Source organism: Gillisia lutea (genome assembly GCF_021568705.1).
Classification (GTDB): domain Bacteria; phylum Bacteroidota; class Bacteroidia; order Flavobacteriales; family Flavobacteriaceae; genus Gillisia; species Gillisia lutea.
In genome coordinates, this window is sequence record NZ_JAKGTH010000011.1 from 111,939 (window position 1) to 125,068 (window position 13,130).

At 37.0% G+C, this 13,130-nt stretch carries 13 protein-coding genes; 4 read left to right on the top strand and 9 right to left on the bottom strand.

Annotated features, from left to right (window positions below; all coding sequences use genetic code 11):
- Positions 1-12 precede the first annotated feature (12 nt).
- Entirely contained in the window at positions 13-1,290 is a 1,278-nt protein-coding gene (argH, locus tag L1I30_RS13060; protein WP_236134742.1) for an argininosuccinate lyase, read from the top strand.
- Between the two features lie 86 nt (positions 1,291-1,376).
- On the opposite strand, the gene leuB is transcribed toward argH, so the two are convergent.
- The 4 genes from leuB to L1I30_RS13080 all read right to left on the bottom strand — a co-directional run bounded on the left by leuB (position 1,377) and on the right by L1I30_RS13080 (position 5,703).
- Positions 1,377-2,492, bottom strand: coding sequence for a 3-isopropylmalate dehydrogenase (leuB, locus tag L1I30_RS13065; protein WP_236134743.1), 1,116 nt, complete (start codon positions 2,490-2,492; stop codon positions 1,377-1,379).
- Between the two features lie 62 nt (positions 2,493-2,554).
- The gene (gene leuD, locus L1I30_RS13070; RefSeq protein WP_236134744.1) at positions 2,555-3,148 is read right to left on the bottom strand and encodes a 3-isopropylmalate dehydratase small subunit; all 594 of its coding nucleotides are present in this window, start codon (positions 3,146-3,148) and stop codon (positions 2,555-2,557) included.
- Positions 3,149-4,531, bottom strand: a complete 1,383-nt coding sequence (gene leuC / locus L1I30_RS13075; RefSeq protein ID WP_236134745.1) for a 3-isopropylmalate dehydratase large subunit — start codon at positions 4,529-4,531, stop codon at positions 3,149-3,151. It lies immediately after the preceding gene.
- A complete protein-coding gene (locus L1I30_RS13080) occupies positions 4,531-5,703 on the bottom strand; it encodes a 2-isopropylmalate synthase (protein WP_236134746.1) in 1,173 nt (390 codons plus the stop codon). Before L1I30_RS13080 ends, leuC begins: the two co-directional genes overlap by 1 nt.
- 147 nt (positions 5,704-5,850) lie before the next feature.
- On the opposite strand from L1I30_RS13080, the gene L1I30_RS13085 reads away from it, so the two are divergent.
- Positions 5,851-7,395 (top strand): hypothetical protein, encoded by a 1,545-nt coding sequence (locus L1I30_RS13085; protein ID WP_236134747.1) that lies wholly within the window; start codon positions 5,851-5,853, stop codon positions 7,393-7,395.
- 10 nt (positions 7,396-7,405) lie between these two features.
- The gene (locus L1I30_RS13090) at positions 7,406-8,293 is read left to right on the top strand and encodes a DMT family transporter (RefSeq protein WP_236134748.1); all 888 of its coding nucleotides are present in this window, start codon (positions 7,406-7,408) and stop codon (positions 8,291-8,293) included.
- Positions 8,294-8,312: 19 nt separating this feature from the next.
- Here L1I30_RS13090 and ypfJ read toward each other — a convergent pair whose 3' ends face one another.
- From ypfJ to panB, 3 genes are read right to left on the bottom strand one after another with little or no spacing between them, the layout of a single operon-like run.
- Positions 8,313-9,161: a KPN_02809 family neutral zinc metallopeptidase gene (gene ypfJ, locus L1I30_RS13095; protein ID WP_236134749.1), complete on the bottom strand. Its 849-nt coding sequence runs from the start codon at positions 9,159-9,161 to the stop codon at positions 8,313-8,315.
- A 55-nt stretch (positions 9,162-9,216) separates the two neighbouring features.
- Positions 9,217-9,918: an RluA family pseudouridine synthase gene (locus L1I30_RS13100; RefSeq protein ID WP_236134750.1), complete on the bottom strand. Its 702-nt coding sequence runs from the start codon at positions 9,916-9,918 to the stop codon at positions 9,217-9,219.
- 45 nt (positions 9,919-9,963) lie between these two features.
- Complete coding sequence (gene panB / locus L1I30_RS13105) at positions 9,964-10,782, bottom strand: 3-methyl-2-oxobutanoate hydroxymethyltransferase (protein ID WP_236134751.1); 819 nt, start codon at positions 10,780-10,782, stop codon at positions 9,964-9,966.
- A 62-nt stretch (positions 10,783-10,844) separates the two neighbouring features.
- Between panB and L1I30_RS13110 the strand changes: the two genes are divergently transcribed.
- Entirely contained in the window at positions 10,845-11,309 is a 465-nt protein-coding gene (locus L1I30_RS13110; RefSeq protein WP_236134752.1) for a nuclear transport factor 2 family protein, read from the top strand.
- Between the two features lie 49 nt (positions 11,310-11,358).
- Here L1I30_RS13110 and L1I30_RS13115 read toward each other — a convergent pair whose 3' ends face one another.
- Together L1I30_RS13115 and L1I30_RS13120 are read right to left on the bottom strand one after the other, a co-directional pair.
- Positions 11,359-12,363, bottom strand: coding sequence for an alcohol dehydrogenase (locus L1I30_RS13115; protein ID WP_236134753.1), 1,005 nt, complete (start codon positions 12,361-12,363; stop codon positions 11,359-11,361).
- A 66-nt stretch (positions 12,364-12,429) separates the two neighbouring features.
- Complete coding sequence (locus L1I30_RS13120; RefSeq protein ID WP_236134754.1) at positions 12,430-13,092, bottom strand: CPBP family intramembrane glutamic endopeptidase; 663 nt, start codon at positions 13,090-13,092, stop codon at positions 12,430-12,432.
- Positions 13,093-13,130: the final 38 nt, after the last annotated feature.

The window sequence follows — 13,130 nt, forward strand, 5'->3', positions numbered from 1 at the left end:
AAAAAATAAGATATGAAACTTTGGGATAAAGGTATTTCTATAGATAAAAAGATTGAAAAATTCACTGTTGGTAACGATAGGGAATTGGATCTATTTCTGGCCGAATATGATATAACCGCTTCAAAAGCTCACGCAAAAATGCTGGGGAAAATTGGAATCTTGACTGCGGAAGAAGTAGATGCTATTTTAACTGAATTAGATAAACTTCAGGAAAAAGTTGAAGAAGGAAGCTTTATTATTGAAGAAGATTTTGAAGATGTACATTCTAAAATTGAATTTGAACTTACCCAAAGCCTTGGTGATACAGGAAAGAAGATTCATACGGCTCGTTCCAGGAACGATCAGGTTTTGGTGGCTATGCAACTTTACTTTAAAGCTAATTTACAGGAAATAACTTCCAAAACAGAAGATCTTATCGATGTATTACTAGGTTTGGCAAAAGAACATCAGGAAAAATTATTGCCCGGGTACACTCATTTGCAAGTTGCTATGCCTTCTTCCTTCGGACTCTGGTTCTCGGCTTATGCCGAATTAATGATAGACGATTTATATCTCTTACAGGCAGGCTTAAAAATTGTAGATCAAAACCCGTTAGGCTCTGCCGCGGGCTATGGATCATCATTTCCTATAGATAGGGAGTTCACTACAAAAGAACTCGGTTTTGCAAGCTTAAAATATAATGTAGTGGCTGCTCAAATGAGCAGAGGGAAATGCGAACGTACCGTAACTTCCAATATAGCATCTTTGGCTAATACCCTTTCCCGATTTGCTATGGATATATGCTTGTATATGAGTCAGAATTTTGACTTTATAACCTTTCCAGATGCACTTACAACAGGCTCGAGCATTATGCCCCACAAGAAGAATCCCGATGTCTTTGAACTGATACGTGGGAAATGTAATAAGTTACAGGCCATTTCAAATGAGATGATCCTTATAACCAATAACCTTCCTAGTGGCTACCATAGAGATTTTCAACTTATAAAGGAAAACAGCATTTATGCCGTAGAAAATATTAAAGAAATACTGGAAGTTTTTATACATTCTATTGCCCAGATAAAAGTGAAGGAAATTAACATGCAGGACGATAAGTATAAATACCTTTTCACCGTAGATAGTATTAATGATCTGGTAATGAAAGGAGCATCATTTAGAGATGCTTATAAAGAAATAGGTGGGCAGGTTGAAAATGATACTTATAAACCCGCTCTTTCAAAAAAACATACGCATTTGGGTAGTAAGGATAATTTGGCTTTAGAGGAAATTGCCAATAAGAAGAATTTAAAATAGGTTTTATAAAAATTCATATAATCAAAAACCTCCCAAGACTCGAAAGATCAAAGGAGGTTTTCTTCATTCAAACTAAATACAAATTATCAAATAATGGTCATTTGGCCTAAATTGAGATTTTCATTATTAATGCTGATGTTGTCATTATCACTTATAAGTCCATCTAAAAAATCGCCTATTTTTTCAGTTGAATAGTGATTGTCCTTATTGATATCTTGTGTGCAAACATTCAGCTCTATGCTTAAGTTAACTGCGCTTCTAATTGCATTTGCTTCTTCAGTTAAATTGAAATGATCTAACAACATCGCTGCTGAAAGTATTGCTGCTACGGGATTGGCAATACCTTTTCCTGCGGCTTCGGGATATGAACCATGAATAGGTTCAAATAAAGCGGCTTTTAAACCAATAGAGGCCGAAGCTAATAAACCGATACTTCCGGCTATTACACTGGCTTCATCCGATAAGATATCGCCAAACATATTCTCGGTTAGTATAACATCAAATTGCTTAGGGTTTACAATCATTTGCATGGCTGCGTTATCTACAAATAAGAATTCGAGCTTTACATCTGGATAGTCTTTTGCCAGCTCAGTAACTGTTTTACGCCATAATCTGGAAGTTTCAAGCACATTTGCCTTGTCTACTAAGGTTAGTTTTTTTCTGCGTTTCTGAGCTGCCTGAAATGCAAGATGAGCAACTCTTTCAATTTCCGAAACGGAATAGGTACAAATATCTGTGGCACTATTACCATCTTCACTAATGAATTTTTCTCCAAAATAGATACCTCCTGTAAGTTCGCGATAAATAACCATATCGGCACCATTTATACGCTCAGGGCGAAGAGGAGACTGTTCTATTAATTTTGAATAGGTAGTAATAGGACGCACGTTGGCGAATAAGCCTAACTCTTTTCTCAGTTTCAATAAACCTTGCTCCGGGCGAATCTTTGCACTTGGATCATTATCGTATTTTGGATGCCCAATGGCACCAAATAATACGGCATCTGCTTCTTTACAGAGGTCTAAAGTTGCATCCGGTAAAGGATTATTTAACTGATCTATCGCTGTTGCGCCTACTAAGGCTTCTTCAAAATGGAAATCGTGATCAAATCTATCTGCAACAGATTTCAATACTTTTACTGCCTGTTGTGTGATCTCAGGTCCAATTCCATCTCCGGGTAATACTGCTATTTTAAGTTTCATTTTGATCGAATTTTTGGGCAAATACTTTTCTTTTTTAGTTCTTTTCCAAATCCTTAGGATTTCTAGAACTGTAATTTTGTGTCTTCAAATTTTTGAATGGCTTCTTTTCGACTTACTAAAAAGTCGATATCATCATATCCATTTAACATGCAATTCTTTTTATAGGGGTCGATATCAAATTTTTCTGATTCTCCGGTACTGGTAATCTTTATAAGCTGATTTTCCAGATCTATATGAATTTTTTCTGAAGCATCTGAATTGATAGCAATGAATAATTTTTCAAGAAATTCAGGACTTACCTGTAAAGGAAGCAGACCATTGTTTAAGGAATTTCCTTTAAAGATATCGGCAAAGTAGCTGGAAACAATTACCTTAAAACCATAAGCTTTTAGTGCCCATGCGGCATGTTCTCTACTTGAACCACAACCAAAATTATCTCCTGCTACTAAAATTGAACCGGCATACTTTTTATTATTCAAATTGAAATCGGGATTAGGGTTTCCCTCTTTATTAAATCGCCAATCTCTGAATAAATTCTCACCGAATCCCGCTTTATCTGTGGCTTTTAAAAATCTTGCAGGTATTATCTGGTCGGTGTCTATGTTCTCAATTTCTAATGGAACTGCAGTGTCTGTGAGACTAATAAATTTTTCCATTTAGTTTAAATTATGAGTGAAATTTGTGATTTTTCCCGCAATTGCTGTCGCAGCTGCAGTAAGCGGACTTGCTAATAACGTTCTAGAGCCTTGTCCTTGTCTGCCTTCAAAATTTCTATTACTGGTAGAAACACAATATTCCCCTGCTGGTATTTTGTCATCGTTCATTGCTAAACAGGCGGAACATCCAGGTTGACGTAGGGAGAATCCGGCTTCCTCAAAAATACTTTGAAGTCCTTCGGCTTTAATTTGTTCGGCTACCTGCCTGGATCCTGGTACAATAAGAGCGTTTACATTGGCGGCTTTTTGTTTTCCTTTTATATAGGAAGCGGCAGTACGAAAATCTTCAATTCTCGAATTGGTACAACTGCCAATGAAGATATAATTAATGGGTTTATCTATGAGCGATTCTCCCTCGGTAAAGCCCATATATTCCAAGGCCTTTTTATCACTATTTCCCTGGTTTAGTGGGATAGCTTCAGTTAGCTTAATTCCCATTCCGGGATTAGTACCGTAAGTGATCATGGGTTCTATATCTTCAGCGCTAAAAGAATATTCTTTATCAAATTCAGCACCTTCATCGGTTTTTAGGTTTTTCCAATAAGCCTTCATTTTTTCGAATTCTACACCTTTTGGTGCGAACTCTCTCCCTTCAACATAACTGAAAGTAGTTTCATCTGGGGCTATTAAACCTCCTCTGGCTCCCATTTCAATGCTCATGTTGCAAACGGTCATTCTACCTTCCATAGACATTTCTTCGAATACATTTCCGGCATATTCACAAAAATAGCCCGTACCTGAATTTGTGCCTAATTTGCTGATTAGGTATAAAATTACATCTTTAGGAAGTACTCCATTTTTAAGTTTCCCGTTTACATTTACACGAAGTTTTTTAGGTTTTTCCACAAGCAAACACTGACTTGCAAATACCTGTGCTACCTGACTCGTTCCAATTCCAAATGCAATTGTACCAAATGCCCCATGTGTAGAGGTGTGGCTATCTCCACATACTATGGTCATTCCTGGTTGGGTAATTCCCAGTTCGGGCGCCATAACATGTACAATTCCATTATATGGATGGCCCAAACCATAGAGTGTTATATTATTTTCCTCACAATTCGTACTGAGTTGTTTTAATTGATTGCGAGACAAAAGATCTTTTATAGGTAGATGTTGATTTTCTGTAGGTGTATTATGATCGGCCGTAGCAACTATTTTGTCCGGCCTTAAAATGGGGATGTTACGTTCTCTTAATTCATTGAAGGCTTGAGGACTTGTAACTTCATGTATTAGATGTTTATCAATATATAAAATATCAGGTCCGGCCGTAATAGTTTCTACTACATGCGCATCCCAGATTTTATCAAAAAGTGTTCTTTTCATTAGGCAATAGCTATATTTCGTTTTCTTGACAATTCCATGATAACATGAATGTCGTTATCGACGACTTCTTTTCGAAGATCGGCGTAGTTTAAAAATTCTCTGTAAACAGTATCTAGTTGAAGTTTGGTTAATTCGTACCCCATTTTTTTAGCTTTATATGCCAAAGCGGCTCTTCCACTTCTTGCGGTAAGAATTATTGCTGATTCGGTTACTCCCACATCAGCCGGGTCGATAATCTCATAGGTTTGTTTGTTTTTAATCATTCCATCCTGATGGATACCTGAGCTATGCGCAAAGGCATTAGCTCCAACAATGGCCTTATTTGGCTGAACGTACATTCCCATTTCTCTGGAGACCATCTGACTGGTATCAAATAATAATTTTGGGTTAATGTCTGTCATTAAATTTAAATGAGGGTGTTGTCTCAAGATCATGACGACCTCCTCTAAGGCCGTATTTCCCGCGCGCTCTCCAATTCCGTTGATGGTGCATTCAATTTGGCGAGCACCATTAGCGACACCGGCAATAGCATTTGCAGTAGCCATTCCCAAGTCGTTATGGCAATGACAGGATAGCCTCGCATTCTCTATGCCTTTTACATTTTCCTTTAAATATTTGATCTTTTGCCCATACTCTTCAGGAAGACAGTATCCTGTTGTGTCTGGAATATTCAATACCGTAGCTCCGGCTTTTACTGCTGCAGTGCAAACTCTTGCTAGGAATTCGTTATCGGTTCTTCCGGCATCTTCAGCATAGAATTCAACATCTTCTACGAAGCTTTTCGCATAAGAGACCGCCATAATAGCTCGCTCAATTATTTCCTCACGCGTGGAGTTGAATTTGTATTTTATATGGGTGTCGGAGGTACCTATTCCCGTATGAATTCTTGGGTATTTAGCATATTTTAAAGCTTCCGCAGCAACTTCGATATCATTCTTCACAGCCCGGGTGAGTGCACAAACAGTAGCATTTTTAACGAGTTTAGAGATTTCGGTAACCGATTTAAAATCTCCGGGACTGGAAACAGGAAAACCGGCTTCAATAACATTTACGCCAATTTCATCGAGGCGCGATGCTATCTTTAATTTTTGGGCTGTATTTAGTTTACAACCAGGTACTTGCTCTCCGTCTCTTAATGTTGTGTCAAAAATTTCTACCTTTTCTGTGCTCATAACAGATCTATTTTACTTTATCTTTAACTAAAGTATTAGAATCATCTTCACTTGTTTTAGTATAACACACTGTAATTACGACAATTGATTAAAAATAAAACCGCTAATTATACTGATTATCAGTAAGTTGAAAACATAATCGTTACAATGACCAACGACTTAACCGACAACCTTTTTACGCTTATAAAGTCCCTTTCTCCCTCCGAAAAACGACAATTCTCACTTTACGTGGGTAGAATAGGGGTGAATACCGATAGTAAATTCCTTAATTTATTTAAGGTAATGGCTAAACAAGCCCGGTATAATGAAAAGCTGATTCTTGAAAATACCAACATCAGCAAGCAGCAGCTTTCTAATGTCAAGGCACACCTTTATAAACAGATACTTATAAGTTTAAGATTGAATCCTGCGCATCAAAGTGTTCCTATTCAAATTAGGGAACAATTAGATTTTGCTCTTATTTTATATAGAAAGGGTCTCTATAAACAAAGTTTGAAATTGCTGGATAAGGTGAAGATTACAGCATTACATTATGAAGAAAAAAATGTGGCATATGAGATCCTGGAGTGGGAGAAAATAATAGAATCACAATACATTACCCGAAGTATTCATAATCGTGCAGATACCTTGATCAAAGAATCGGAGCGGCTTAGTAAACTGAATGTTATTGCGAGTAAACTTTCCAACTTATCACTCGAAATTTATGGTATTTTTCTAAAGATGGGATATGCCAGAACCGAAGAGGAAACCATAAGTATTAGAGAGAATTTTTACAGGAATTTACCGCAGTATAACTTTAGTGAATTGGGCTTTAGGGAGAAATTATTACTATATAAGGCCTTTTTATGGTATAGTTTTCTTACTCAAGATTTCCTTTCCAGCTATAAATATTCCCTGAAATGGATAAATCTTTTTAATGAGAATCCACATATGGTATCGCTTCATCCCGTTTCCTATTTAAAAGGGAATCATTACTTATTGGAGTCGTTATTTTATTTGAATCATGTAAAACTTTTCGAAAAAGTACTTTCTGATTTGGAAGCCACGATCAAGGATTCTAAAATTCCGGATGATGACAATACTGCGGCACTGTCATTTTTATATATCTATTCGAATAAACTGAATTTGCGATTTATGAAAGGGGAGTTTAGTGGGGGAGAAATGCTGGTTGATAAGATTCAGAAGAGAATAAAAAAATATGAAGACCGATTGGATGGACATCATATCATGGTGATTTATTATAAAATAGCTAGTTTATACTTTGGAGATGGACAAAACAAAAAATGCATTGAATTTTTAAAGAAAATAATTAATAATACCTCTTTAGAAATGAGAGAAGATTTGATGTGTTTTTCAAGAATATTGAATCTTGTAGCTCATTATGAAGCAGGCTTAGATTATCATTTGGAAAGGTTGATCCGATCTACGTATAAATTTTTGATCCGTATGAATGATATGCATGAGGTGCAAAAGGAGATGATCAAATTCCTAAGAAATTTACCAGATGTTTCGCCTCTAAATATTAAAGATGAATTCAAAAAATTGCACACCACGCTGAAACAATATGAAAATCACCCTTACGAAAGAAGAGCTTTCCTATATTTGGATATTCTTTCCTGGCTGGAGAGTAAAATTGAAAACAGACCAGTAGCCGAGATCATAAAAGATAAAATCTTGCTTGTTAGCAGATAAATACAAAGATTTGACTGATAAAAATCAACACTTAGTAAAAATACTAGAGCTTAACTTAGCGGTTTTCCTAATTAGCACTTCCGGAGTTTTAGGAAGATACATAACTCTCAATCCAACGGTTACCATATTTTATCGCACTTTGCTGGCTGCAGTTTTATTCTATATATTTTGTAAATGGAAGAAATTCGATCTTAGAATAGACAACAAGAAGGACGTATTAAAAGTGGTAATAAGTGGGGGTTTGATGGCTGGACACTGGGTATTCTATTTTTTTGCACTTCAATATTCTAATGTGGCAATTGGTATTTTATCGCTATTTACTTATCCGGTTATCACCGCTTTCCTAGAACCTATAATCTTGAAACTGAAGTTTAGCAAAAGTCATCTTGCGCTGGGGTGTCTCGTGCTATTTGGGATTTATTTTTTGGTGCCGGAAATAAGCTTTGAGAATAAGTACTTCATTGCCGTTTTATTCGGAATTTTATCAGGGGTATTCTATGCCTTACGCAATATTTTAATGAAGAAAGAGATCGAAAAATATAACGGTTCGGTATTAATGATGTACCAAATAGTAGTGGTGGCAGTTGTGCTGATGCCGGTAGTATTCTTTAGCAATTTTACTGAAGTAGTAGGGCAGTGGGCCCCCATATTAACATTGGCAATAGTGACCACTTGTATGGGGCACACACTGTTTTTAATAAGTCTACGTAACTTTTCGACCACTGCAGCCAGCATTATGAGTAGTGCTCAACCCTTATATGCTATACTATTGGGTATGCTTTTTTTAGAAGAATACCCCTCTTTAAAAACGATTATTGGAGGCGCACTAATTATGAGTGCTGTTATAGTGGAAAGTATTAGAAGTATTAGAAAAAAGTCTATTTCCGACATCAACTAAGTTATAGGTTTCCTGATTCTTAGTTTAATACCGCGCTAAAAGTATCTCCTTGAGAAATGTCTCCCGAGTTATAGCCTTTCATGAACCAATCCATACGTTGTTTAGAAGTTCCATGTGTAAAAGCATCTGGAACCACTCTTCCAGTAGTACGTTTTTGAATGGCATCATCTCCTACAGCTTTTGCTGCACTCATGGCTTCCTGAATGTCTCCGGCTTCCAAATACTGCTTATTATAATGTGCCCATAATCCTGCATAAAAATCGGCTTGTAATTCTAAGGCAACAGAAAGTTCGTTAGCATCTGCCTGGCTTCTTCCTTGTTGTAGTTGTCTCACTTTACCTGAAGTTCCTAAAATCGTTTGAACATGATGGCCTACTTCATGAGCAATTACATAGGCAATTGCAAAATCTCCACCTTCAGCTCCGAAGCGTGTGCGTAATTCTTCAAAAAACACGAGATCCATATACACTTTTTGATCTGCTGGGCAATAGAAAGGTCCGGAGGCTGCTGAAGCCCCACCACAAGCAGTTTGTACCGAGTTTGAAAACAGGACCATTCCCGGTTCTTTATAATTCATATTATTTTCCTGAAAGATCTCATTCCAAACGTCTTCTGTATCTGCCAGAACTGTAGCTGAAAAATCTCCAAGTTGTCTTTCTTCTGATGTCAGTTCTCTTTGCTCTGTACTGGCAGGAACCGATTGATTTTCTAATTGCTGAATTATCTCAGCTGGATCACCTCCAGAAAATAATTGTATGGCAAGAAAAATTAGACCAATTATTCCGCCACCTACGGCTACCTTACCACCTGTTGAAGAGCCTCTACGATCCTCGACATTGGAGCTTTTTCTTCTACCTTGCCATTTCATAATTATAGCTTTTAATTGATAATAATATTTTTAAATATACTAATTATATCGTCTGTTATATACAAGCATCCCAAATAGGATCTTTTGGAAGAGGGGCAATAATACTCACATCCTCCTTCTTTACCGGATGGGTAAATGAGAGTTTTCTAGCATGTAAACTTATACTAGCATCTTTATTGCTTCTGTCGAAACCATATTTAAGATCGCCTTTAATGGGGCAGCCTATAAATGACAACTGACTTCTAATTTGGTGATGTCTACCGGTATGAAGATCAATTTCTAAAAGATAGTAATTGTCTAGTTTTTTTAGAATTCTATAATCTAAAATAGCTTTTTTACTTTCCGGGATTTCCTTGATATAGGCAAAAGACTTATTTTGTTTAGGATTTCTCTTTAAGTAATGAATTAAAGTATCCTCCTGTTTTGGAGGAGCATTTTTTACCAGCGCCCAATAGGTTTTTTTAGCCTCCTTTTCCTTGAAGAGTTTATTCATTCTAGGCAGCGCTTTTGATGTTTTTGCAAAAAGAATAATTCCACTTGTGGGTCTGTCTAATCTATGTACCACACCTAAATAGACCTTCCCCGGTTTGTTATATTTTTCCTTGATATATTCTTTTACTACCTCACTTAGTGGTATGTCTCCGGTGATATCGCCTTGAACGATATCTCCCGGGCGCTTATTAACTACGATTAGATGATTATCTTCGTAAAGCACCTGTAAGTTCTCCTTGGTGGATATTATTTTGTTTACACTCAAAATGTTGGGTATGAAATTGTAAGTAGAGGTAGATCAAAAAAATAATTAATATTGCTCTTCATCTGATGGGAAATCCAGACTTTTTACATCTTGCATGTAGCTTTTGAAAGCATTGGTCATTTCTTCATGAAGATCAAGATATCGCCTTAAAAACCTAGGATTGAATTCGTGGGTCATCCCCAGCATGTCGTGTGTTACAAGTACCTGTCCGTCTACTCCATTTCCTGCACCAATTCCAATTACCGGAATACTTACACTTTCAGAAACCTCTTTTGCCAATTTAGCAGGGACCTTTTCTAAAACCATAGCAAAACATCCCAGTTTTTCAAGAAGTAGGGCATCGCTTTTTAATTTCTCAGCTTCCTCTTCCTCTTTAGCTCTAACTGTATAAGTTCCGAATTTATATATAGACTGTGGTGTCAATCCTAAATGGCCCATCACAGGAATCCCTGCATTCAGAATACGCTTTATAGATTCTTTTATTTCTTTTCCACCTTCAAGTTTAACAGCATGGCCACCACTTTCTTTCATAATTCGAATAGCAGATCGCAAGGCCTCTTTTGGATCACTTTGGTAACTTCCGAAGGGAAGATCGACAACAACTAAAGAGCGCTCTATTCCACGCACTACACTGGCAGCATGATAGATCATCTGGTCTAAAGTTATTGGAAGTGTAGTTTCATGACCCGCCATTACATTACTTGCAGAATCTCCTACCAGAATTACATCTATACCCGCTCCATCTACTATTTTTGCCATGGTATAATCGTATGCGGTAAGCATAGCGATCTTTTCGCCATTAGACTTCATATCTACCAAAGACTTCGTGGTGATACGTTTATATTGTTTTTTAGCAACTGACATTCGCTGTGTTTTTTGTGGAGTAAAAGTAGTAAATTAGTCCACTACATTCAAACTTAAGGATAATGAAGATTTTACTATGTATTTTGATGTTATTTATAGGAATGACAGGATTTTCTCAGGAAAAATTGGGAGATTCGGAAGTTCAGGTAACCATTCAAGAATTTTTTGAGGCTTTTCATAAGCAGGATTCTATAGGATTAAAGAAGGTGGCGCACCCAACCATAAGCATGCAATCTATAATGACCGACTCTACTGGAACTTCCACTATTAAAAACGAAAGCTACGCCGAATTTTTAAAGGCGATTGTATCTATACCTACATCTACAAAATTCGAAGAACGCTTACATGGCTTTGATATTCGAGTGAATGGAGCGCTGGCCAGCGCTATTACTCCTTATTCATTTTATGTGAACGGGAAATTGAGTCATTGCGGAGTGAATTCTTTTGAGCTGTTCAAGTCTGCTGAAGGCTGGAAGATCATCTATATAGTAGATACGCGTGTAAAAGAAAACTGCGATAATCCGTAAAAATTACTTTTACCAGATTACCGCAGTTTCAGTAGGGTTAAAAATAAGATTATGGGCGTAATACTACTCTAAATCTTGCTTTGTTATTGATCATTTTATCATAGGCCTTAGCAACATCTTTCAACGGGAATTCTTCAATCATAGGTTCAGTCCCTGAAAGAACACTAAAATTAAGAGTATCTTCCGAATCAATAGCAGTACCGCTTGGCCATCCTGCCACAGATTTTCTACCCATCAATAATTGTAAGGGAGAAACTTCAATAGGCTCTCCGGTAGCAGCAACCATAAGAAGCTTTCCGTCTATCCCTAGTCCATTTACAACTTTTGTGATAGCATCACTATGTGGTGCGGTTGCTAAAATAAGATTTGCTCCTCCCAGTTTTTGCAATTCTTCAGCAGGGTCTTGTTTAGAAATATCGATGTAATGATGAGCTCCCAGCTCTTTAGCTAATTCTTTTTTAGAATCGTTGGTTGAAATTGCGACGGTGCGCATTCCCATTTTTGATGCATATTGAACAGCTAAGTGACCAAGTCCGCCAATTCCCTGTACGGCCACTACATCTCCGGCACGTATCCCGGAATTTCTTAGTGCATTATACACGGTAATTCCGGCACATAGAAGTGGAGCCGCAGCTGCTGAAGAAAGTTCTTCAGGAATAGCAGCAATAGCTTCGTTTGGAGCACACATATATTCGGCATAACCACCATCATAAGAAATTCCACAAACTTTGGCATTTTCGCAATTCACGAAATCGCCTTTTCTGCAAGGGGTACATTCAAAACAGTGTCCGCCATGCCAACCAACGCCTACACGTTGACCAACTTTCCATTTGGAGACATTCTTGCCTACTTCTTCAACAATTCCAACAACTTCATGGCCCGGAACTCGTGGGTATTCGATTCCTGGAAAGAGTCCTTGTTTTAAAAGATCGTCGCTATGGCAAATTCCACAAGCTTCAACTTTAATTAAAATTTCATTTTCTTTAGGAGAAGGTTTGTCCATATCTACTAGAACAAAATCTCCACCTTTTTCCTGTATTTGTGCAGCTTTCATAAATTATTTTTTTCAGCTTCAAATTACAAAGAATAGAAGGAACGTTTTATAAGGCTTTGTTAAAGCTTAAAGGAATCTTGGAATTAGAAAGATAACCACCGCTGCGTTGTTCATAGCATGCATTCCCATAGACCAGAGAAGATTGTTGTTCTCAATTTTAATTTTTCCGAAGAAATAGCCAGCAATAATCCTTGGAATAATAAGAAGAATGAGCATCGTGTTTATTTGAAAAGTATCTACATAATTAAATATGTGAACCAATCCAAATACTACCGAAGTGATTAACCAAACCGGCAGATAATGTTTGGTAAGGAATTGACATGTTTTTTTCTGGAAATTATCTGGCAGGAATTCCCTGAAAAATAGAAATAGTAGGAGTGAGATAAGTATTACAACTGTGAGCTTTAATGGCCAGTAGACATCAGTTGGAATAAATTCACTTAGAAAGAAGACTATCCAACAGCATAGAAAGAAAGAAAGGTTATTTCTAGTGGGTTTAATAATGCTTCTAAACATTCCTTCCTCTAAGATGGGGGCAAATAGCACTGCCATAAAAACGAATTTCCACGGGTGCCCTTCTAAGAGGAGATCCATTTCCAACTGCTTATAGCGTTCAAAATCTAATTCGGGAAAGGCCGCAGATAACATTCCTAAAAGCATGAAGAAAATAAAATAAACCCCGAGCATCTTCCCATAGTTTCTAAGAAGATTTTTTATTTTATCGTTCATTTAATGATTTTCAATGTAAGATGAAGAAAAAGTAGACA

What these genes read in the sequence shown, in the direction of transcription:
- argH (WP_236134742.1), top strand. Translation starts at nt 13, where the DNA reads ATGAAACTTTGGGATAAAGGTATTTCTATAGATAAAAAGATTGAAAAA.
- leuB (WP_236134743.1), bottom strand. Translation starts at nt 2,492, where the DNA reads ATGAAACTTAAAATAGCAGTATTACCCGGAGATGGAATTGGACCTGAG.
- leuD (WP_236134744.1), bottom strand. Translation starts at nt 3,148, where the DNA reads ATGGAAAAATTTATTAGTCTCACAGACACTGCAGTTCCATTAGAAATT.
- leuC (WP_236134745.1), bottom strand. Translation starts at nt 4,531, where the DNA reads ATGAAAAGAACACTTTTTGATAAAATCTGGGATGCGCATGTAGTAGAA.
- L1I30_RS13080 (WP_236134746.1), bottom strand. Translation starts at nt 5,703, where the DNA reads ATGAGCACAGAAAAGGTAGAAATTTTTGACACAACATTAAGAGACGGA.
- L1I30_RS13085 (WP_236134747.1), top strand. Translation starts at nt 5,851, where the DNA reads ATGACCAACGACTTAACCGACAACCTTTTTACGCTTATAAAGTCCCTT.
- ypfJ (WP_236134749.1), bottom strand. Translation starts at nt 9,161, where the DNA reads ATGAAATGGCAAGGTAGAAGAAAAAGCTCCAATGTCGAGGATCGTAGA.
- panB (WP_236134751.1), bottom strand. Translation starts at nt 10,782, where the DNA reads ATGTCAGTTGCTAAAAAACAATATAAACGTATCACCACGAAGTCTTTG.
- L1I30_RS13110 (WP_236134752.1), top strand. Translation starts at nt 10,845, where the DNA reads ATGAAGATTTTACTATGTATTTTGATGTTATTTATAGGAATGACAGGA.
- L1I30_RS13115 (WP_236134753.1), bottom strand. Translation starts at nt 12,363, where the DNA reads ATGAAAGCTGCACAAATACAGGAAAAAGGTGGAGATTTTGTTCTAGTA.
- L1I30_RS13120 (WP_236134754.1), bottom strand. Translation starts at nt 13,092, where the DNA reads ATGAACGATAAAATAAAAAATCTTCTTAGAAACTATGGGAAGATGCTC.